Annotated in this window: 16 protein-coding genes; 9 read left to right on the top strand and 7 right to left on the bottom strand. The window is 68.1% G+C overall.

From position 1 onward, the window contains the following. Positions 1-31 precede the first annotated feature (31 nt). The gene (locus IRX98_RS14670; RefSeq protein ID WP_224277970.1) at positions 32-2035 is read left to right on the top strand and encodes an ATP-dependent DNA helicase; all 2004 of its coding nucleotides are present in this window, start codon (positions 32-34) and stop codon (positions 2033-2035) included. On the opposite strand, the gene IRX98_RS14665 is transcribed toward IRX98_RS14670, so the two are convergent. The 4 genes from IRX98_RS14665 to lexA all read right to left on the bottom strand — a co-directional run bounded on the left by IRX98_RS14665 (position 2026) and on the right by lexA (position 5353). After that, positions 2026-2442 (bottom strand): DivIVA domain-containing protein, encoded by a 417-nt coding sequence (locus tag IRX98_RS14665; RefSeq protein ID WP_224277968.1) that lies wholly within the window; start codon positions 2440-2442, stop codon positions 2026-2028. The genes IRX98_RS14670 and IRX98_RS14665 overlap by 10 nt on opposite strands. 3 nt (positions 2443-2445) lie before the next feature. Further along, complete coding sequence (locus IRX98_RS14660) at positions 2446-3177, bottom strand: sulfotransferase family 2 domain-containing protein (RefSeq protein WP_224277966.1); 732 nt, start codon at positions 3175-3177, stop codon at positions 2446-2448. Positions 3178-3384: 207 nt separating this feature from the next. After that, entirely contained in the window at positions 3385-4602 is a 1218-nt protein-coding gene (locus IRX98_RS14655) for an NAD(P)/FAD-dependent oxidoreductase (RefSeq protein ID WP_224277964.1), read from the bottom strand. Positions 4603-4630: 28 nt separating this feature from the next. After that, positions 4631-5353 (bottom strand): transcriptional repressor LexA, encoded by a 723-nt coding sequence (gene lexA / locus IRX98_RS14650; RefSeq protein WP_224277962.1) that lies wholly within the window; start codon positions 5351-5353, stop codon positions 4631-4633. A 127-nt stretch (positions 5354-5480) separates the two neighbouring features. Here lexA and IRX98_RS14645 point away from each other — a divergent pair, with 127 nt between their 5' ends. The 5 genes from IRX98_RS14645 (at position 5481) to IRX98_RS14625 (ending at position 10159) form a co-directional block, all read left to right on the top strand. Next, complete coding sequence (locus IRX98_RS14645) at positions 5481-6263, top strand: SDR family NAD(P)-dependent oxidoreductase (protein ID WP_224277960.1); 783 nt, start codon at positions 5481-5483, stop codon at positions 6261-6263. Between the two features lie 375 nt (positions 6264-6638). Beyond that, positions 6639-6989, top strand: a complete 351-nt coding sequence (locus IRX98_RS14640; RefSeq protein ID WP_224277958.1) for a LysM peptidoglycan-binding domain-containing protein — start codon at positions 6639-6641, stop codon at positions 6987-6989. A 309-nt stretch (positions 6990-7298) separates the two neighbouring features. Then, the gene (locus tag IRX98_RS14635) at positions 7299-7820 is read left to right on the top strand and encodes a hypothetical protein (protein ID WP_224277957.1); all 522 of its coding nucleotides are present in this window, start codon (positions 7299-7301) and stop codon (positions 7818-7820) included. After that, positions 7817-8617 carry a PKD domain-containing protein gene (locus IRX98_RS14630; protein WP_224277956.1) on the top strand — a complete coding sequence of 267 codons (801 nt, stop codon included), beginning with the start codon at positions 7817-7819 and terminating at the stop codon, positions 8615-8617. The genes IRX98_RS14635 and IRX98_RS14630 overlap by 4 nt, the downstream gene beginning before the upstream one ends. Before the next feature lie 165 nt (positions 8618-8782). Next, a complete protein-coding gene (locus tag IRX98_RS14625; RefSeq protein WP_224277955.1) occupies positions 8783-10159 on the top strand; it encodes a hypothetical protein in 1377 nt (458 codons plus the stop codon). 63 nt (positions 10160-10222) lie between these two features. Here IRX98_RS14625 and IRX98_RS14620 read toward each other — a convergent pair whose 3' ends face one another. After that, positions 10223-10558: a hypothetical protein gene (locus IRX98_RS14620; protein WP_224277954.1), complete on the bottom strand. Its 336-nt coding sequence runs from the start codon at positions 10556-10558 to the stop codon at positions 10223-10225. A 335-nt stretch (positions 10559-10893) separates the two neighbouring features. Between IRX98_RS14620 and nrdR the strand changes: the two genes are divergently transcribed. Together nrdR and IRX98_RS14610 are read left to right on the top strand one after the other, a co-directional pair. After that, entirely contained in the window at positions 10894-11370 is a 477-nt protein-coding gene (gene nrdR / locus IRX98_RS14615; protein ID WP_207082707.1) for a transcriptional regulator NrdR, read from the top strand. 121 nt (positions 11371-11491) lie between these two features. Next, a complete protein-coding gene (locus tag IRX98_RS14610) occupies positions 11492-14386 on the top strand; it encodes a vitamin B12-dependent ribonucleotide reductase (RefSeq protein WP_224277953.1) in 2895 nt (964 codons plus the stop codon). Between the two features lie 128 nt (positions 14387-14514). Here the strand turns inward: IRX98_RS14610 and IRX98_RS14605 are convergent, their stop codons facing one another. Further along, positions 14515-17406, bottom strand: a complete 2892-nt coding sequence (locus tag IRX98_RS14605) for a DEAD/DEAH box helicase (protein WP_224277952.1) — start codon at positions 17404-17406, stop codon at positions 14515-14517. After that, positions 17403-17876, bottom strand: coding sequence for a (deoxy)nucleoside triphosphate pyrophosphohydrolase (locus tag IRX98_RS14600; RefSeq protein ID WP_224277951.1), 474 nt, complete (start codon positions 17874-17876; stop codon positions 17403-17405). Before IRX98_RS14600 ends, IRX98_RS14605 begins: the two co-directional genes overlap by 4 nt. A 150-nt stretch (positions 17877-18026) precedes the next feature. Between IRX98_RS14600 and IRX98_RS14595 the strand changes: the two genes are divergently transcribed. Beyond that, positions 18027-19289 (top strand): TY-Chap domain-containing protein, encoded by a 1263-nt coding sequence (locus IRX98_RS14595; protein WP_224277949.1) that lies wholly within the window; start codon positions 18027-18029, stop codon positions 19287-19289. Positions 19290-19485: the final 196 nt, after the last annotated feature.

The raw sequence follows: 19485 nt of genomic DNA, 5'->3' as shown, positions 1-19485 counted from the left end.
CGGTGTCGGCGAGGCCGCGTAGGGTTCTCTGGTGCCTGAGACCGCGACTGCCGCCACCCCCGTCGCGAGCCCCGTCGTCGAGGTGCTCGCACAGGCCGTCAGCGCCCTCGGCGGGCAGCAGCGCGACGGCCAGGTGCAGATGGCGAGCGAGGTCGCCGAGGCCATGTCCGAGGGCCGCCACCTGCTCGTCCAGGCCGGCACCGGCACCGGCAAGTCGCTGGGCTACCTCGTCCCCGCGATGCTCCACGACAAGCGCGTCGTGGTCGCCACCGCGACCCTTGCGCTCCAGCACCAGCTCGTCGAGCGCGACCTGCCGCGCCTGGTCGAGGCAGTCAAGGACGTGCGCGGGGTCGACACGTCGTACGCCGTGCTGAAGGGCCGCTCCAACTACGCCTGCCTCCACCGCATCCGCGCCGGCGTCCCCGACGACCAGGGCACCCTCGTCGACGTGCCGACCGGCTCGATGGCCGAGAAGGTCCTCGAGCTGCGCGCGTGGGCGGAGGAGGAGACCGAGGCCGGCGGCAGCGGCGAGCGCGACAACGCCCCGCGCCACACCGACCGCGAGTGGCGCCAGGTCTCGGTCAACCACCGCGAGTGCCTGGGCGCCGCGAAGTGCCCCTTCGGTGCGGAGTGCTTCGCCGAGCTGGCCAAGGAGAAGGCCCAGCGGAGCCACCTGATCGTCACCAACCACTCCCTCCTCGCGATCGACGCGATCGAGGACGTGCCGATGATCCCCGACTACGACACCGTCGTGATCGACGAGGCCCACGAGCTCGTCCAGCGCGTCACCCAGGCCGCCACTGACGAGCTCGGCGCCTCCGACATCGAGCGGGCCGCGCGTCGGGCCGGCCGCTGGACCGACGGTGACGGTGACCCGGCCGGTGACCTCGAGGACGCCGCAGGGCAGCTCGCCGAGGCTTTCGAGGCCACGCCGCCGGGACGCATCGACCAGATGTCGACGCAGCTCGCGGACGCGCTCGTGCTGGTGCGCGACGCGGCGCGCGCGTGCGTCTCGGCCTTCCCCCGCGAGTCCGGCGGGGAGGGCGAGGGCGACGCGGGACGCACCCAGGCCAAGGGCATGGTGCAGGAGATCTTCGTCAACGCCGAGCGGATGGCGGCCGGCTCCGACCGCGACGTGCTGTGGCTGGGCGAGGCCCGCGACCGCTTCCCTGCGCGGCTCCACGTCGCGCCGCTGCAGGTGTGGGGCCCGATGCGCGACAAGCTCCTCACCGACAAGACCGTGGTCTTCACCAGCGCGACCCTGATGCTCGGCGGCGAGTTCGGCGCGGTCGCCACCTCACTCGGTCTCAAGCCCACCGAGCGCCTCGGCTCGCAGATCGCGACGACGGACGACGAGACGGCGCTGCCGTGGAAGGGCCTCGACGTCGGCTCGCCCTTCGACTACGGCCAGCAGTCCATCCTCTACGTCGCCCGCCACCTGCCCCAGCCCGGCCGCGACGGCCTCGGCCAGGCCCAGCTCGACGAGATCTGCGACCTCGTCGACTCCCTCGACGGGCGCACGCTGGGCCTCTTCTCCTCGCGGCGGGCCGCCGAGACCGCCGCCGAGGCCGTACGCACCCGGCTGCCGCACCTGACCACGCTCGCGCAGGGCGACGCCCAGCTCCCCGAGCTCGCCAAGCAGTTCGTCGAGGACCCGCACACCTGCCTGTTCGGCACGCTGTCGCTCTGGCAGGGCCTCGACGTCCCCGGCGACACCTGCCAGCTGGTGATCATCGACCGGATCCCCTTCCCCCGCCCCGACGACCCGCTCATGTCGGCGCGCGCGAAGGCCGCCGACGACCGGGGCGGCAACGGCTTCATGGAGGTCTCCGCGACGCACGCGGCGCTGCTGATGGCGCAGGGTGCCGGCCGGCTGATCCGCACCACCTCCGACCGCGGCATCGTCGCCGTGCTCGACCCGCGCCTGGAGACGGCCCGCTACGGTCGCTTCCTCAAGGCGTCGCTGCCGCCGATGTGGTCGACCACCGACCCCGCGCTCGTGCGCCAGGCGCTGAAGCGGCTGGGTCAGGCGTAGAAGGCGTAGGCCGCGATCGCGAGCAGCACGACGATCCCCAGGACGACGAGGATGCGTGGCGAGCTCGACCTCACCTCGGTGACGGCGTCAGACCGCGTGCCGCTCGTGGTCCCGTACGCCGTCGACGCGGGCGTCCCGGCGGTAGCCGGAGTCGCCGGTGCGGCTCCTCCGGACGTCCGGGCGAGCTCCGCCGCGGCCTGGTCGAGCCAGCTGTCGACCTCGCCCATGTCGTAGCCCTCGGCCAGTCGCACCGGGTTGAACCTCAGGCTGCTGACGTCCGAGGCCGTCATCGACGTCGCCCCGTCGGCGAGTGCCACGAAGACACGGTCCACCGCGTCGTCGACGCCCGCAACGTCGTAGCCCTCACGGAGCTTGGTCGTGCTGAAGCGTGGTCGTTCGAGCGCCATCTGTCAGTCCTCCTGGACGGGGGCGTCAGGGGAGTAGCCGAAGACCTGGTAGTCGCGGCGGTACATCTGCCCCACCAGCTCACGCAGCTCGTCGGAGACCTGCCGGTCGCGGCCCCCGGGTGCGGTCTGGTTCTTCGGCGCGGTCGGGACGGCCGGGGCTCCGATGCGCTCGCACACCTCGGCGAAGTCCCGGTCGAACGTCTCCAGCCGACCGACGAAGTCGACCCGGTTCAGGTCGATCATCCGACTCTGCAACGTGAGGTGCTGGTCGGTGCCGGGCACGGCCGACAGGTCCTGGGTCGCGGTCCAGCGGGCGAACTCCTCCACCGCCTGCATCCGCTCGTGGGTGGCGGGGTCGAAGTCGTAGTAGTTGTGGTCGACCACCTTGTCGTGCCAGGCCGACACGAACCGGTCGAGCGGGTCGCGCACGAACGCGAAGGTGAAGTAGTCGGCGTACGACGCGAGCGGGTAGCGCACCCGCATCGCATGGTCGACGTCAAGCGCCACGCCGTTGGTCTCGCAGTGGTGGCGGATCGTGCGGGTCGCGACCTTCGCCACGCGGTACCAGACGAAGCGGTGGCTGTGGCTGATCGTGAGGTTGTACGCCAGCGGGCTGAGCCACGCCGACTCCTCAGCCGCGACCGTGAGCCGGTCGAGCTCGGCCTGGCCCTCGGGCGTCAGGCGCCGTCGGTTGCCCGGGCGGGTTCGGAAGAGCGCGGGATCTGGGCTGGACATCGCCGCGAGGCTACCGCGTGCGCGCCGGTGTGGTTTCGAGGCTCGCTCCGCTCGCACCTCAACCACCGAGTTTCGATGGTTGAGGTGCGAGGAGCGCATCGGACCACCGAGTTTTGATGGTTGAGGTGCGAGGAGCGCCAGCGGACACTGAGTTTCGCTGGTTGAGGTGCGAGGAGCGCCAGCGACGAGCCTCGAAACCAGTGAGACCTACCCGAACGCGATCCGCCCGCGCAGCGACTCCAGGTCCGCCACCGGCTCCTTGCCGGTCTCCGCGACGAGCTCGCGCGCCTGGTCGACGCTGTCCCAGACGTTCCACAGCAGCACGCCGCGGACCTGGCCGGAGCCGACGTAGTAGACGACACCGGTGCCGATCTCGCCGTCCTTCCAGTCCTCGACCATGTCGAGGCTGCTCGACGTCTCGCCGACCGCCTCGTAGCCCGCGTCGAGGATGTCGGACCAGAAGAAGGGGGTGTAGTCGTAGGCCGCGTCGGCGCCTGCCATCACCTTGCCGGCGTGCTCGCCGGACTTCTCCGCGTGGTCGACGTGCTCGACGCGACGGCGCCCGAGCAGGGCGTCGGGGTAGGACGCGACGTCACCGGCGGCGTACACGTCGTTGGCGCTGGTGCGCAGGTGGTCGTCGACGACGATGCCGTTGTCGACCTCGAGGCCGGCGGCCTCGGCCAGGGAGGTGCGCGGGAGCACGCCGACGCCGATGACGGCTGCGTCGGCCGCGACGTCGGTGCCGTCGTCGAGCCTGATCCGTACGCCGTCGCCGGTGTCCTCGCCGCGCTCGACCGAGCCGTGCACGATCGTCACGCCGCGGTCGGCGAAGGCCTTGGTCAGGCTGGCGGCGAGCGCGCGCGGGAACATCTGCTCCTGTACGTCCTCCTGGTCGAGCACGAGGGTGACGGCGACGTCGTTCTGCACGAGCGCGGAGGCGATCTCCGAGCCGATGTAGCCCCCGCCGACGACCGCGACGTGGCTGCCCTTCTCCGCGATCGCGCGCAGCCGCTCGTAGTCGGCGGCGGTGCGGTAGTAGACGACCCGCGGGCCGGGGTCGAGCGCGAGCACGCGCGGCTCGGCGCCGGTGGCCAGCAGCAGCTTGCCGTAGCCGATGCTGCTGCCGTCGGCGAGGCGTACGGCGTGGGCGTCGGGGTCGATCGCCGTCACGGTCGTGTCGGTGACGAGGTCGACGTGGTCGTCGTCCTCGAGGTCACCGGCGAGCGAGTTGCCCGCGAGCGTGGCGTCGTCCTTGAGCCAGAGGTCCTTGGACAGGGCGGGGCGGTAGACCGGCTTGGCGGGTTCGGAGCCGATGACGGCGATGCTGCCGCCCTCGTCCTCCGACCGGATGCCGGAGACCGCACTGGCGGCCGCGACACCTCCACCGACGATGACGTAGTCGTAGGAATCCTGGAGTTGGCTCATGCCAGCCATCGTGCACCCGGGCTGGTTGTCAGAGGCTGCGCAGCACTGCCGTCACGACACCGAGGATGGTGGCGTTGTCGCCCGGGATCGGGTCGTAGGCGGCGTTGTGCGGCAGCAGCCAGACGTGGCCGTCCTTGCGCTGGAAGGTCTTGACGGTCGCCTCGCCGTCGATCATCGCCGCGACGATCTGGCCGTTGGTCGCGGTCTGCTCCTGGCGGATCACGACGTAGTCGCCGTTGCAGATGGCGGCCTCGACCATCGAGTCGCCGGAGACCTCGAGGAGGAAGAGGGTGCCGTCGCCGACGAGCTGCTTGGGCAGCGGGAAGACGTCGGTGACCTGCTCCTCGGCGAGGATCGGCCCACCGGCCGCGATGCGGCCCACGACGGGGATGTTGACCGCGGTCGGGACGACGTCGCCGATGCCGGTCTCGTCGACGCTCGACTCCTCGCCGCTGGACATCGAGCGGCGCGCAGCCATCACCTCGGGCAGGAAGACCTCGAGGGCGCGGGGGCGGTTGGGGTCGCGCTTGAGGAAACCCTTGCCCTCGAGCACGCGCAGCTGGTGCGCGACGCTGGAGGAGGACGTGAGGCCGACGGCCTGGCCGATCTCGCGCATGCTGGGCGGGTAGCCCTTGGTCTCGATCGAGTCCTTGATGGTGGCGAGCACGCGCTGCTGGCGCGGGGTCAGGCCGGTGGCGTCCGGGGGACCGTCGGGCATCTCGATGACGTTCTTGTCCTCTGACTTGGCCATCTCGTGGAACCTCTCGACGCGGGTGGCCACCTCGTGGGCGATGGGGTGGCTGGTGCGATCACCGTAGTCCTCCCGGGGCCCGAGGATCAAACACCTGTTCGAAGCCGCGTGTCGCTACTCTCCATGGATGACGACGTCGTGCGTGGTGACGGGCGGGGCCCGCGGGATCGGGCGCGGGATCGCGGAGCTGATGGTGGCGCGCGGGCACCGGGTCGTGGTCGGTGACCTCGACGCGGACGCCGCTGCTGCGACGGCCGCGGAGATCGGTGCCGCCGCCGGCGTCGCGATGGACGTACGCGACCCGGACGCGCACCGCGCCGTCGCCGCCGAAGCGTCGGGGCACGGGCGGCTCGTGGCGTGGTTCAACAACGCCGGCGTCGGTGACGACGGCACGCTCGCCTCGCTCTCCGACGACCAGGTCCGCCGCCTCGTCGAGGTCAACGTCCTCGGCGCGATGTGGGGCTGCCGCGCCGCGCTGGCGACCTTCGGCCCGGGCGGGGGAGACGTGGTCAACGTCGCCTCGCTCGCCGGCCTCGGCCCGGTGCCCGGCTACAGCGCGTACGCCGCCACGAAGGCCGCGGTCGTCTCGCTGTCGGCGTCGGTCAACGCGGAGTCGCCGCGCGGGGTGCGGGTGCACGCGCTGTGCCCCGACGGCGTCGACACCGCGATGCTGGCCGCGCAGGACCCTGCAGGCATGGGCTCGCAGCTGACGCACTCGGGCGGGCGGATCCTCGGCGTGGCCGAGGTCGCCGAGGCCGCCGTCGCCCTCGTCGGCTCGCGCCGGGTGGTCCGTACGATGCCGGGCTGGCGCGCGGGCGTGATGCGCGGCGCCATGCTCAGCCCCGCGTCCGCCCAGCATGCGGCTGTGCTGTTCGCCGCGCAGGGCCGTCGGGCGATGAAGAAGCGCTGACCCCTTCTCCGGTCGTGCGTGCTCAGGGCAGGCGCACCTGGCCGTGCTTCATCTTCCACAGGAAGTACTTCTCGAAGCCGAGCTTCATCGCCAGAACGCCGTGGTTGCGCGGCGGTCTTCGGCGGCAGCTTCGACAGCCTCACGTTCCGGCTGGGCGGCTCATGGGGTCCGTTGGACTCGCGCCTCTCGTGCGATCCAGGCATCGAACAAATGTTCGTGCGGGTGCTTGACCTGTTCGAACAGGTGCTCTACCGTCGTACACATGTTCGATCGAACGTCTGATCGACACCGCGGCGGCTTCAGGGCCACTGTCGGTGGGTCCCACTAGACATTCGTTCGACACCAACCGGCTGATCTTCCCCAGGAGGCCACATCATGAGCACCCTCAGCCTTTCCCCCAGCTTCACCACTTCCGCCCCCGTCCGTTCGACGGTGCGCCTGACCCGTCGCGGTCGCCTCGTGGTCTTCGTGACCTCGCTGTTCCTCGTCCTGGCTGTCGCGTTCATGCTGGCGGGCGGTGCCGTCGGCACCGGCTCGGCCGGTGAGCCCGCGCCCACCGAGGTCGTCCAGGTCGCCCCCGGCGACACCCTGTGGGGGATCGCCAGCGAGGTCGCCACCGACGGCGACGTCCGGTCGATGATGACCGAGATCGAGCGCCTGAACGCGCTCGAGTCCGCCAGCCTCTCGGCTGGCCAGAAGCTCCGCGTCCCGGTCGTCTCCGACTGACGCGTGAGGCCTCCATCAGCCGCTTCGACCCCGGCTGGTGGAACAAGGGGAAGACCGAGGGGCGGGCCTGGTGGCCCGCCCCTCGGCGTCATTTATTGGTGTCTCTCGGGGTGCCGCTCGTCGTCGGGATCCCCGGCTACCCGGTGACTTTGACCGTTGTGCGGTAGCCGTGGTTCGGGATCCGCACCACGGTGACCGCACAAGCCGGGCCGGGTGGGTTGTCCACAGATCTGCGATCAGGGGTGGTTCGAGGAGAGCTGAACTGGGTAGTTTCCCGAATGCTGACGTAGTTCTCGGGAAGGCTCCTTCATGCACGTACGCCGCGCTCTCGCGCTCACCGCCGTCGTACCCCTCCTCCTGGCGGGCTGCTCGGACGACCCCGAGCCCCAGCCCAAGATGCCCGACCCGCCGCCGTCCTCGTCCCCGACGCCCACTGCGTCGGAGACGGTGGAGGCGGAGAGCGCGGAGGACTTCATCCGGCGGTGGGTGGAAGAGGACAGGCGGATGTTCGAGACGGGGGATACCAAGGACTTCCTAGCCATGGGTCCAAACTGTGACGACTGCAAGAACATCGCCGACACTGTCGATCGGATTTACAGCGCAGGCGGCACGGTGCAGTGGGACGGGTGGACCATCCTTGAACTTGCGCCCAAGGGAAAGCCGAGCGCGCATACCTATCGGTTCGTTGTCGACTCCGCGCCCACGCGCTACCGGGAGTCAGCAGAAGGACCGTGGAAGAAGCTCGCGGGCGGGCGAGTGGTGCAGTTGATCGTGCTGGAGCCCGTCGGTGACTCGTGGCATGTTCTTGAGAGTCGGGAGCTTTCGGAATGAACGGTCGTGCTGCCGCAATATTGGCGCTCCTGGTTTCCAGCTTGGTTCTCCTGCCAGCGAGTCCGGCGCTCGCCTGCAGCGCGGAAGCGGACCTGACTGTGGCATCGCAGACTTGCGACAAGTCCTCGTCTGAGTTGCAGGCCGAGAAGACGAAATACCCCACCGCCAAGTGGAGCGTCCGCCAGATCTGCAAGGACGGCCGACGAAACCCTGAGGGCATCTGCTTCAATCCGGCTGAATGCACCACGGCCGCTGGCGCACCCGGCACGAGGTACGTCGTATTCCGCGACGGGCAGAACGACGGCACCGCGTGCCTGAGCGCAGGCGAGGAGGAGCTCGTCGACGACCCGCCGCCAGTCCGGGCGCTCGTGCTCGAGGCGTTCGAGCGCCTTAGCTGGCCCGCCTCGACGCTCGTGGTGCAGCCCCCCGGAGGCAAGACGCTGGTCAACCTTGAGTCGAACTTCTACACAACCAACTCTGAGGCCACCTCCATCTCGGTGAACCTCGTCGAGTCCAACGTCGTGGTCAGCGCCCGCCCCATCGCCTACCGCTGGAACTTCGGCGACGGCACGTCGATGGTCACCGAGACTCCAGGCGCGCCGTACCCGTCCCTCGAGGTCTCGCACGTCTACGACCAGACGGACAAGGTCGCAGTCAGCGTGGACACGCAGTACGGCGATGCGAGCTTCACGGTCGACGGCGGTCCGCCCGAGGCCATCCCGTCGACCATCTGGGTCACAGGCGCCACCCAGGACCTCGAGGTCGTCGAGGCGCTGCCGCAGCTCGTCATTCGCTAGACATCAACCATCACTCTCGGGGGAGACATGCTTGGTTCTGCACGCCCGCAGCATGCGACGGTCGCGCTTGTCGTCGCCGCACTCCTGGCAGTCACCTGCCTGTCGGGATGCGACGAGACGACGCAGGAGGGAAGTGCCGGCGGGACGAACCCCGCAGCGAACGCAGTGGCGGAGCCGTCAGCCTCCCAAGCCGCGCCTGCCGAGATCGTCTGGACGGCGAAGCTCGACGCGATCGGACAACCGGTCGAGGCCGGCCCTGCGCTCCTGGTGCTGTCGAAGGCCCCGCGCGGCGCCGTCCAGCTGGTCAGCCTGGACGCGAAAACAGGTCGTACGAACTTTCGGATGCCGTTCCACCCGGGCGGCATGCCCGTGGGCATGGCGATGACGCCCCGGGCCACGGAGACCGACGCCGGTCGGCACCTCGCGTTGTTGCGTCGGTACGACCTCGACGCTGCGGGGCCGGCTCTCGTCGCGGTGGACGTGAGGACCGGCGCCATCGTCTCGAGCACGCCGACTGCAGTCGACGACTATGACGCCTGCTCGGATGGTCACGATGTGTGCTGGTCAGGTCGCGAGAGCAGGCCGGGAGCGATGGTCGAAAGTCCCTTCGGCACCTACCGGGACATCGTTCCCGGCAACGCTCCGACGCGCTGGGACCTCGAGTCCGGCCGCACGTTGGAGAAGACGCTCCAGGAGGGTGCGCTGCGAGTCGGCGACCCTGACCTGTACGTCCGCGGGGAAGGACGGCTCGCGACACTCGCCCGGCTTCCCGGCACGAGGCGGACGGAGTGGACGCAGTCCGTCTCGGTGCTGGTCGCTGATGGCGTCGAGTCGAAGTACGGGTGGAGCTTCCAGCACGATGAGGAGGCGAACGTCTACGTCGGCTCGTTGGGCAGGCCGTTCCCGGCCGGGCTCGCGCGCCGCTACGAGCAGGGCAAGCAGGTGCGCGTGGACTATGCGTCCCGTTACTCCACTACCGGCCTCGACGGCCGAGACGGCAAGCGACTCTGGACGCTCGCGGGCGCAGACCCGTGGTGCTCGCTCGTACGGTCGGTCGACGAGAGCGAGGCCCGAACCCTCTGCGTGGTGGGAGGATCTCGTGTCGACCGCAAGGGCGAGGAGCCGACCTACGACGACCTGGTCGTCGAGCTGCAGGGGGTAGACCCGCGCACCGGCGATGTCGGCTGGACCTACGCCCTCGATGGCAAGGATGCGGAGCGGGCGTACGTCCGCGACCGTGCCCCGCTCGCGCCGTACGGCGTCGTGCTCCCGAGCGACGACGGTCCCGTCGCGCTCGACCAGCGGTCAGGCGCCCTCGAGCGTGTCGACGCCGACACGGTGCTGCTGTGCCCTGCGGGCGGCGACATGGTGAAGGCGTACGGCGAGAAGCGCGTGTCCGGAACGCTCTACGCCACCTGTGATCGCGACGGAAGGGTGACCGGGGGCGACCTGTCTGTGTTTGGAGCGTCCGCGCTCAGCGGAACCGGACAGACCCGGTTCGTGTCGATGCCCGGCAAGGTCGTGGCGTACGGCCTGGACTGAGGCTGATCGTGGAGCTCCCGACCCGCCAAGCGACCCACGGACTCCACGATCCGAGTCAGGAGCTCAGCGCGCCGCGCGCTTCCCGCCGACCGGCCGGGGAGGAGCGTCGTCGGACGGGGGAGGGGCGGTGATCCCGAGCGCTCGCATCAACCGCGCGACCAGGAGCAGGCCGGCGAAGAGGCAGGCCATCGCGCCGAGGCAGGCCAGCGCCATGAAGGCCCAGGCCGAGGTGCCGGAGCCCCCGCGCGCCGCCGTACCGAAGTCGATGGCGGCGTAGACGAGGTAGCCCCAGGCCACGACGCAGAGCGTGATCGCGGCGCCGATGAGGAGCGCCGAGCGGTTCAGGGTGCGGGGCTGGGGAGCACCCTTGCGCGAACCCGCCCGCTTCCCCGTAGACACGAGGGACATTGTGTCCGATGCGACCCCATCGTGTGACCGGAACACCCCGTTGACGCGCCGGTCCGGAGGGCCGAAGGCACCCATAACCGCAGGTCAGCGCGGTGCGCAGAAATTGATCCGCGGACTTCACGAGTTCACTTGCCACCGTGGTGGGCGGGGCGTACGGTTACCACTACATCTAGTAGTTACACCGCTGTAGTTATCCACATCTGGTGCACAGGCCAGGGGGAGATCCTCACAGCCTCAGGCTAGTTGTCCACAGGAACATCCCCAGACCACACCCCGTTATGAGGGTGTACGAGCCGCGCGCTGACGTACCCGAGAGGAGGGCCGCCATGCACTGTCCCTACTGCAAGAACGAGGACACCAAGGTCCTCGACTCCCGGGTCGCCGACGACGGCGGTTCCATCCGTCGGCGCCGCAGCTGCGCCGCGTGCGACCGCCGCTTCACCACGGTCGAGAAGATGCAGCTCACGGTGCTCAAGCGCTCCGGCGCGACCGAGCCGTTCAACCGCGACAAGGCGATCGCCGGCGTCCGCAAGGCCTGCAAGGGCCGCCCGGTCACCGACGCGCAGCTCGCCTGCCTCGGCCAGGAGGTCGAGGACGCACTGCGCCTGAGCGGGCAGGCCGAGTTCGACGCCAACGACGTCGGTCTCGCGATCCTCAGCCCGCTGCGGGCGCTCGACGAGGTGGCCTACCTCCGGTTCGCCTCCGTCTATCGCGCGTTCGAGTCCGCCGAGGACTTCGACGCCGAGATCAAGATGCTGCGGCTCGAACGAGCCGCTGCCGATCAGCCCGCCACGACGGGCTGACCACATTCGGCCCGGCAGGTCGTGGGGAAGCGGCCTGCCGGGCTCACCAACGTCGAACAAGCTCCGCGGACGAGGTCCGCAGACCAGCACCACAACCACCACCAGGGATAGAGGAAGTCGTATGACCGAGACGGTGAGCACCCGCGCCAAGGGAGCCAAGGGCAAGGGCCTGACCATGGAGCGCGTCTTCAGCACCGAGGGCACGCACCCCTACGACGCGATCACCTGGGAGCGCCGCGACGTCGTCCAGCAGAACTGGAAGACCGGCGAGACCGTCTTCGAGCAGCGCGGTGTCGAGTACCCCGACTTCTGGTCGGTCAACGCCTCCACCATCGTCACGACGAAGTACTTCCGCGGCGCGGTCGGCACCGACGCCCGCGAGTGGAGCCTCAAGCAGCTCATCGACCGGATCGTGAAGACGTACACCAAGGCCGGCATCGACCACGGCTACTTCGCCACCGACGCCGACGCCGAGATCTTCGAGCACGAGCTCACCTGGCTGCTGGTCAACCAGTACTTCTCCTTCAACTCGCCCGTCTGGTTCAACGTCGGCACGGCGTCGCCGCAGCAGGTCTCGGCCTGCTTCATCCTGTCGGTCGACGACTCGATGGACTCGATCCTGAACTGGTACAAGGAGGAGGGCTTCATCTTCAAGGGTGGCTCAGGCGCCGGCCTCAACCTCTCCCGCATCCGCTCCTCCAAGGAGCTCCTCTCCTCCGGTGGCACCGCCAGCGGCCCCGTCTCCTTCATGCGCGGCGCGGACGCCTCCGCCGGCACCATCAAGTCGGGCGGCGCGACGCGTCGTGCGGCCAAGATGGTCGTCCTCGACGTCGACCACCCGGACATCGAGGAGTTCGTGATGACGAAGGCGAAGGAGGAGGACAAGATCCGCGCCCTCCGCGACGCCGGGTTCGACATGGACCTCGGTGGCGCCGACATCACCTCCGTCCAGTACCAGAACGCCAACAACTCGGTCCGCGTCAACGACGAGTTCATGCGCGCCGTCGAGGACGGCACCGAGTTCGGCCTGCGCGCCCGCGGCACCGGCGAGGTCATCGAGACCGTCGACGCCCGCGAGCTGTTCCGCAAGATCAGCGAGGCCGCCTGGGCCTGCGCCGACCCGGGCCTGCAGTACGACGACACGATCAACGACTGGCACACCAACCCCGAGACCGGCCGCATCACCGCGTCCAACCCGTGCTCCGAGTACATGTCGCTCGACAACTCCTCGTGCAACCTGGCGTCGCTGAACCTGCTGAAGTTCCTCAAGGACGACGACACCTTCGACGCCGCCCTCTTCGCGAAGGCCGTCGAGTTCATCATCACCGCGATGGACATCTCGATCTGCTTCGCCGACTTCCCGACCGAGCCGATCGGCGACACCACCCGCGACTACCGCCAGCTCGGCATCGGCTACGCCAACCTCGGCGCGCTGCTGATGGCGATGGGCCTGGGCTACGACTCCGAGGGTGGCCGCTCGATGGCTGCCGCGATCACCTCGCTCATGACCGGTACGTCGTACAAGCGCAGCGCCGAGCTCGCCGGCATCGTCGGCCCGTACGCCGGCTACGCCCGCAACGCCGACGCCCACAAGCGCGTGATGCGCAAGCACCAGGCGGCCAACGACGTCGTACGCGTGCTGCACACCGAGGACGGCCGCACGCACAAGCTGGCCACCAAGGCGTGGGCCGACGTGATCAAGCTGGGCGAGAAGAACGGGTTCCGCAACGCGCAGGCCTCGGTGCTCGCGCCGACCGGCACCATCGGCTTCATGATGGACTGCGACACCACCGGCATCGAGCCCGACTTCTCCCTGGTGAAGTTCAAGAAGCTCGTCGGCGGCGGCTCCATGCAGATCGTGAACCAGACGATCCCGCGGGCGCTGAAGAAGCTCGGCTACCAGCCCGAGCAGATCGAGGCGATCGTCGCCTACATCGGCGAGCACGGCCACGTCATCGACGCCCCGGGCCTGAAGACCGAGCACTACGAGATCTTCGACACCGCCATGGGCGCCCGCGCGCTCAAGCCGATGGGCCACGTGCGGATGATGGCGGCCGCGCAGCCGTTCCTGTCCGGTGCGATCTCCAAGACGGTCAACCTGCCCGAGAGCGCCACGGTCGAGGAGATCGAGGACGTCTACATGCAGTCCTGGAAGCTCGGGCTCAAGGCGACCGCGATCTACCGCGACAACTGCAAGGTCGGCCAGCCGCTGTCCGACGGTGGCGGCAAGGCCAAGAAGGACGCCGCCGACAAGGCCGCGGCCGACTCGGCCGTCGAGACCAAGGTCGTGGAGAAGGTCGTCTACGCCCCGGTCCGCAAGCGCCTGCCGAAGTCGCGCGTCTCGCGCACCACGTCGTTCACCGTCGGCGGTGCCGAGGGCTACATGACCTCGGGTGCCCACGACGACGGCCAGCTCGGCGAGGTCTTCCTCAAGCTCGGCAAGCAGGGCTCGACCCTGGCCGGCGTGATGGACGCCTTCTCGATCGCGGTGTCGATCGGCCTGCAGTACGGCGTGCCGCTGGAGACCTACGTCTCGAAGTTCACCAACCTGCGCTTCGAGCCCGCCGGCCTCACCGACGACCCGGACGTCCGCATGGCGCAGTCGCTCATGGACTACGTCTGGCGCCGCCTCGCCCTGGACTACCTCACCTTCGAGGAGCGCTCGGCCCTGGGCATCTACTCCGCCGAGGAGCGCCAGCGCCACCTCGAGACCGGCTCCTACGAGCCGCTCGTGGAGGAGACCGGCAGCGCGGCCGAGCTCGTCGAGCCCACCTCGTCGTCGGTGGTTGAGGTGCGAAGCGAAGCGAGCCTCGAAACCGCTCCAGTCGACGCCGACATCGTGGAGGCCAGCGCCAAGCCGGCCCCCGCCGAGGCCAAGACCACCGCCGAGCTCTTCGAGAAGCTCACCGGCACCGCCGTCGACTCCCCGCTCTGCATGACCTGCGGGACGAAGATGCGCCCGGCCGGCTCGTGCTACGTGTGCGAGGGCTGCGGGAGCACGAGCGGCTGCAGCTGATGTGACGAACACAGTGGGCTCACCTCGTTAGGGGTGGGCCCACTGTCGTTCGTCTGCAAACGCCGTGCGGCGCCGCAGCCGTCCTGTCGGCATCGGTTTGCGGCGACGCCGCGGTCGATTGACGGCGGTCAGCTCTGTGCCGGCAGCGGGTGGAAGTAGTCGAAAAGTCCCTGCTTGATCGGCTCATCGAATTTGAGCGTCATCGCGACGACGGGTAGGCCATCGCCGGCCATCTGCGTTTCGGCTGCCTCAGCGACCCGGGCCCTACCGAGGTAGTAGTGGTCACTTCCGTCGGCGTCGTCCTTCTTGACGAAGACGTGAATGTCTACACGGTGCTCGACGAACTGCTTGACGTCCTTGCTTTCCAGCGTGCGGTTGCTTTTCGAGAACCAGCGCATCGTTGACGGGTCGAGAAGCGCATCCTCGTACGCCGTGCTTGCTGCGACGTCCTCATCCTTGTGCAGAGTGGTGAACGCCGTGCAGAGCCCGAGGGCCTCGTCCGACTTGTAGCCGTAGATTGTCGAAGTGGTGCTCCTGGACCAACCCACAAGGCGCGCAGCATCCCGGCGGGAGTACTGCATGCCGGGGGTGAACAACTGGTCGTTCAGGTAGCGGTCTTCAGTGAGGGCTCGACCGGTCTTCATGAGGTCCGAAACCGCATGCGCGAAGTCGTGAGAGTGTGCAATAAGGGTCGCGAAGGCCGGGGTGAGTGCCACGACGTCGTCTGCCTCTTCGACAATCCCGACTGAGTACCTTCTGACTTCGCCTTGGGAATAGCCGCGGAGTGCCAGGGTGTCTACTGCTGCACGAATCGACGCGTCGTCCGACGGAAGCTCAGCGGCGTCGAACGCCTCGCGAATCTCGTCGTGCGACGCGGCCTGGCCGCGAAGCAGAAGTTCGAGTACGACGTATTCATTAAGACGCTTGGCCGGAAGCACCTCATGGGAGAGTAGGGCGAGAGCTCGATCACCTGCCTCGTCTAGGACCGGCCCTTCGCGCAGCAACGCGCGTACTAGCTGAGGGAAGTGAGCCTTCTTGGTGGCGAGTAGGACTGGATCGACAGACTCGAAGCGGTAGAAGTCCCAGAGCGTGGGTATCCCGCCGACACGGTTCTTCATCGCCAGCATCGCTGTCTTGAGATTGGACAGGGAATCGAGGGTCGTTTCAGCAATCGAGCGAAGAACCCGCTCCCTGGCCACCTCGTCGAAGCTCACACTCGACAGACCCGGAAGGGCGCCTGCCTCAATGGTTTCGTTCAGCTTCTCTCGCAGCGACTCTCGGTTGAGTGACTCGTCGCCAAAGAGGGCAATGGGAACGAGGAAGTTCGTCGCGTAGTTGCCAATGAAGTCAATGACAACCAGGTGATCCTTGTCTTCCGCCAAGCGAAGTCCACGCCCAAGCTGCTGAACGAAGACGATCGCGGACTGGGTCTGACGGAGCATCACTACCTGGTTGACGGTCGGAATGTCGACGCCTTCGTTGAATACGTCGACCGTCAGGATGTAATCCAGCTCGCCGGCTTCCAACTGCTGAACGCGCTGCTCCCTCGCGTGGACCGAGTCATCGCCCGTGAGGGCCACCGTCCGGAGAGGTTTGCCGCGCAGCACGCTGCGGTTGAGCTCGGCAGCAAGAGCGTGTGCTTCTTCCTTGCGACTGCAGAAGATGAGCCCCCGCGGCGCGACTCCGGCCTGCCCGTACTGGTCGAGCGCCGAGAGGAGGTGCTCAACCCGCTTTGCGTTGATCAGGAGCTTGAGCTCGGTTTCCTGCGTTGTCGTGGTGCCATCGTCGTAGGTGACGTCAGCAATGCCGTAGTAGTGGAACGGGCACAACATCCCGGCCTCCAGAGCGTGATGAAGCCTGATCTCATAGGGGACGTTGTAATGGAACAGCTCGTAGACGTTGAATCCGTCCGTCCGTTCAGGTGTTGCGGTCATGCCAAGGAGGAACCTGGGCGTGAGGTGCGAGATGATGCGCTGATACGTCGCAGAGCCTGCGCGGTGTGCTTCGTCGATGATGACGAGGTCGAAAGCGTCAGGAGCGATCGTGGATAGCACGTCCGCTCCGGACAGCGTTTGGATGGTCGCGAACACGTAGCGGCGATGTGCTTGCTTGGACGAACCGCTGAGCTTCCCGTAGTCGTCCGGCGAACCGCCCAGAACCCTCTGATACTCGCTGATCGTCTTGTCAAGGATCTGCTCGCGATGGACGACGAAAAGAAGTCGTTCGGGCGCGATCTGACGAACGTCGAGAGCCGAAAGAATCGTCTTTCCCGTACCAGTTGCCGACACTATGATCGCGCGTTCGGCGTTCCGGCTCCGCACGAGGTCGAGCGCAAGCAGAGCGTCCCGCTGCATACCGTTGGGTTGGATCTCTGCGGAGTCGATCTGAGACCCATCCGCGGTCGTTAAGGGTACTCGCGGCGCCGGGGCGAGATAAGTCGCTGCATACGAGTCGATCCACTCCTGGGTGAGCGGCTCTGAGGCAGAACTTTGATCCTCAAGGACGCGCCGGATCTGATTCGCGAGGTCGCTCTCGTGCGCGGCGGACACACGGAGATTCCACTCGTGGTTCGTGGAGAGCGCGGCGCTAGTCAAGTTCGAACTGCCAATGATCGCCGTGACGCTTCGGTCGTGCTCAAAGACGTAGCCCTTGGCATGAAAACCTTGGGCTGGGTGACGACGTACGTCGATGCCCTTCAGCTCGTTGAGTTTGAGCAGCTCAGCGAAGGCTTGCGGCTGATTGAAGCCGAGGAAGTCCGACGTAACGATCGTGCCCGGTCCGTTGAAGTCGTGGAGGTGCTGTTTCAACTGAGCGATCGCGCCGGGGGTGATGAAGGCGACCGAGAACGTGAAGGCGTTGCAGCGAGCTAGCTCCTCGACGAGAGCGTGTTCGACTGTGCTTCCGGCCTCGTTCATCACTAGACGTGGGTTGTAGTTCCGTGGCCCCTCGGCCGACGAGCCGACGTAGCCAAAGTCGATGTCTAGCCCGAACTGCGTGGACCAATCGATCTGCGGGCTCATTCGAGGGAAGCTTTCACCAGCGCTACGGCAGGGACGTCAGCGGGTGCCCAAGCCAGGGAGTCAAGCTCCTCTGTGCGTAGCCACTGCACTGCCGTGTGCTCTGTCAGGCGCGGCTCTCCGTCTACGAGGAGGCAAAAGAAGGTCGTGAGCGTGATCACGGCGAAGTCGTATTCATGGATCGTTGTCGTGACTTCCTTGCCTACCTCAACAAGGCAGCCGAGCTCCTCAGCAATCTCGCGCTCGAGCGCCTCGCGGGCGGATTCTCCTGGCTCAATCTTGCCCCCCGGAAACTCCCAGAGCCCTGCCAGCGGTCCTGTCCCTCCGCGTTGCGCGGCCATCACCTGGCCGTTGCGCACGATCACAGCCCCGACTACGGCGATCTGTCGCGTACCCATGTCTTCCCCCATATCGGTCGGCAGCTTAAAGGCTCGCGTTGCTGCACGTGCCACTTCGCATGAGGCAGCGTCCATCTGTCCGGCCTGTGTACTGCACGCGGGTGTTGGTGGATGCGCGGCGCGCAGAGCGGGAAGCGTCCCGAACGCTCGAGGTCCACTGTCGGTGGTCATCCCTAGAGTCATTCCTGTGGGGATCGCGGGGGCGATCCAGTGAGGGGTCGAAGCATGAGTGACGAGCTGGAGCGTCGGTGGGACGACGCGGTGGAGAGGGCCTGGCGGGAGTTCCGTCGGCGGCTGGCCGACCACGTCTCCTCCATGGCCGACGGCGACTCGATCGTCGTCGAGGTGATCGCGCAGGACGTTGAGGGGACGCCGGCGTACTGCCAGGTGGCGGCTGGTGACGGGGACCTGCGGGTCGAGGCGGTGAGCAACGTCTACCTCGCTGGCGCGTGCCGGCTGGACGTGGTCCAGGAAGGGGCGCTCGCGCACCTCGGGTTCCACCGTCCGGAGTCGGACGATTGGGAGGAGGGCGAGACCAACTTCTGGCTCGACCTCGACCAGCGCGAGGCGGACCGGGCCGCCGTCCTTGTCGTCACCGCTCTGCGGGACGTCTACGGCGTGCTTCACCCGGTCTACCTCGACGCCGGCGGCCTCGAGCCGGCCCGCCAGGGCGGCAAGCCGCTGCCGCCGAAGCCGCACCGCGACCGCGTGGTGACCCCGAGGTCGGTCGACGATGTGCGCGCTGCGGTAGATCGGGCAGTCGCAGATCTGTACGACGAGGCGCCGGAGTGGGACGACGACGGTGACCTGCCGCTGCCGACCGACGAGCGCGTCGTGTGGATCACGGTCGCCAAAGAGGCGCCGCGGATCCTCATCCACTGCATGCTGCTGGACGGCGTCGAGGACGGCGAGTGCCTGCTCGGCGAGCTCAACAAGTTCAACGCGGCCGAGTTCGGGCTGACGTTCCTCTGGCGTGGCGACCACGTTGCCGTGGCCCGTGAGGTCCCGCTCGACGCGGTCGTCCCCGAGGCTCTCGCGAGCGACATCGCGCGCATCGTCACCCAGGTCGACGGCTGGGCCGCCACGCTCCGCAGGCACCTGCGCGAGGCGCAGCGGCCGGACATCGGCGAGGGGCGAGGCAGGTTCGCGGCGGCGTACGCCGTGATGGCAGAGCTGGAGCGCGAGCAGCGCGGGTCGGTCGGGCCCGCCGCGATGGTGCGGATCTACGGCAGCGACACCGGGCTGCTGCTCCAGGCGATCCGGATCACCGAGCAGCGTCGCCGCGACGTCCGCACGAAGGCGCGCGAGGCCCGTCAGCAGGGGCAGCGGTCCAGGGAGAAGATGTATCGCACCCGCCACGACTACCTCCGCGACCTCGCGTCGCGCATGCGAGCGGGACTGCGGCTGATGGTCGACGCGCCGGTCCGCAAGGTGCAGGTCGACCAGCTCGCGCTGTTCGACGAGGACGAGGCAGGGACCGCCCGGTGAGCGCGTTCGCCGGACGGGCGGCCGCGATCGGTGATGGGGTGACCGCATGCCGCGCCTGATCCCGGAGAGAGTTGAGTCCCCGATAGTGGTGTAGCGCGGTCGCCGAGATCGTCACCGGCGTGTACGTCGGACGTTGGCGCGGCCACCGCGTGATCCTTCGAGTCAACCTTCTACCGAATCCTCGAGGACCATCACG

Source organism: Nocardioides lacusdianchii, assembly GCF_020102855.1.
Lineage (GTDB): Bacteria > Actinomycetota > Actinomycetes > Propionibacteriales > Nocardioidaceae > Nocardioides > Nocardioides lacusdianchii.
The sequence above is the reverse complement of the archived record's forward strand: the minus strand, read 5'-3'. Positions and strand labels throughout refer to the sequence as shown.

What these genes read in the sequence shown, in the direction of transcription:
- lexA (WP_224277962.1), bottom strand. Translation starts at nt 5,353, where the DNA reads ATGGCCAAGTCAGAGGACAAGAACGTCATCGAGATGCCCGACGGTCCC.
- IRX98_RS14665 (WP_224277968.1), bottom strand. Translation starts at nt 2,442, where the DNA reads ATGGCGCTCGAACGACCACGCTTCAGCACGACCAAGCTCCGTGAGGGC.
- IRX98_RS14600 (WP_224277951.1), bottom strand. Translation starts at nt 17,876, where the DNA reads ATGGACGCTGCCTCATGCGAAGTGGCACGTGCAGCAACGCGAGCCTTT.
- IRX98_RS14610 (WP_224277953.1), top strand. Translation starts at nt 11,492, where the DNA reads ATGACCGAGACGGTGAGCACCCGCGCCAAGGGAGCCAAGGGCAAGGGC.
- nrdR (WP_207082707.1), top strand. Translation starts at nt 10,894, where the DNA reads ATGCACTGTCCCTACTGCAAGAACGAGGACACCAAGGTCCTCGACTCC.
- IRX98_RS14635 (WP_224277957.1), top strand. Translation starts at nt 7,299, where the DNA reads ATGCACGTACGCCGCGCTCTCGCGCTCACCGCCGTCGTACCCCTCCTC.
- IRX98_RS14605 (WP_224277952.1), bottom strand. Translation starts at nt 17,406, where the DNA reads ATGAGCCCGCAGATCGATTGGTCCACGCAGTTCGGGCTAGACATCGAC.
- IRX98_RS14630 (WP_224277956.1), top strand. Translation starts at nt 7,817, where the DNA reads ATGAACGGTCGTGCTGCCGCAATATTGGCGCTCCTGGTTTCCAGCTTG.
- IRX98_RS14640 (WP_224277958.1), top strand. Translation starts at nt 6,639, where the DNA reads ATGAGCACCCTCAGCCTTTCCCCCAGCTTCACCACTTCCGCCCCCGTC.
- IRX98_RS14595 (WP_224277949.1), top strand. Translation starts at nt 18,027, where the DNA reads ATGAGTGACGAGCTGGAGCGTCGGTGGGACGACGCGGTGGAGAGGGCC.
- IRX98_RS14645 (WP_224277960.1), top strand. Translation starts at nt 5,481, where the DNA reads ATGACGACGTCGTGCGTGGTGACGGGCGGGGCCCGCGGGATCGGGCGC.
- IRX98_RS14655 (WP_224277964.1), bottom strand. Translation starts at nt 4,602, where the DNA reads ATGAGCCAACTCCAGGATTCCTACGACTACGTCATCGTCGGTGGAGGT.
- IRX98_RS14660 (WP_224277966.1), bottom strand. Translation starts at nt 3,177, where the DNA reads ATGTCCAGCCCAGATCCCGCGCTCTTCCGAACCCGCCCGGGCAACCGA.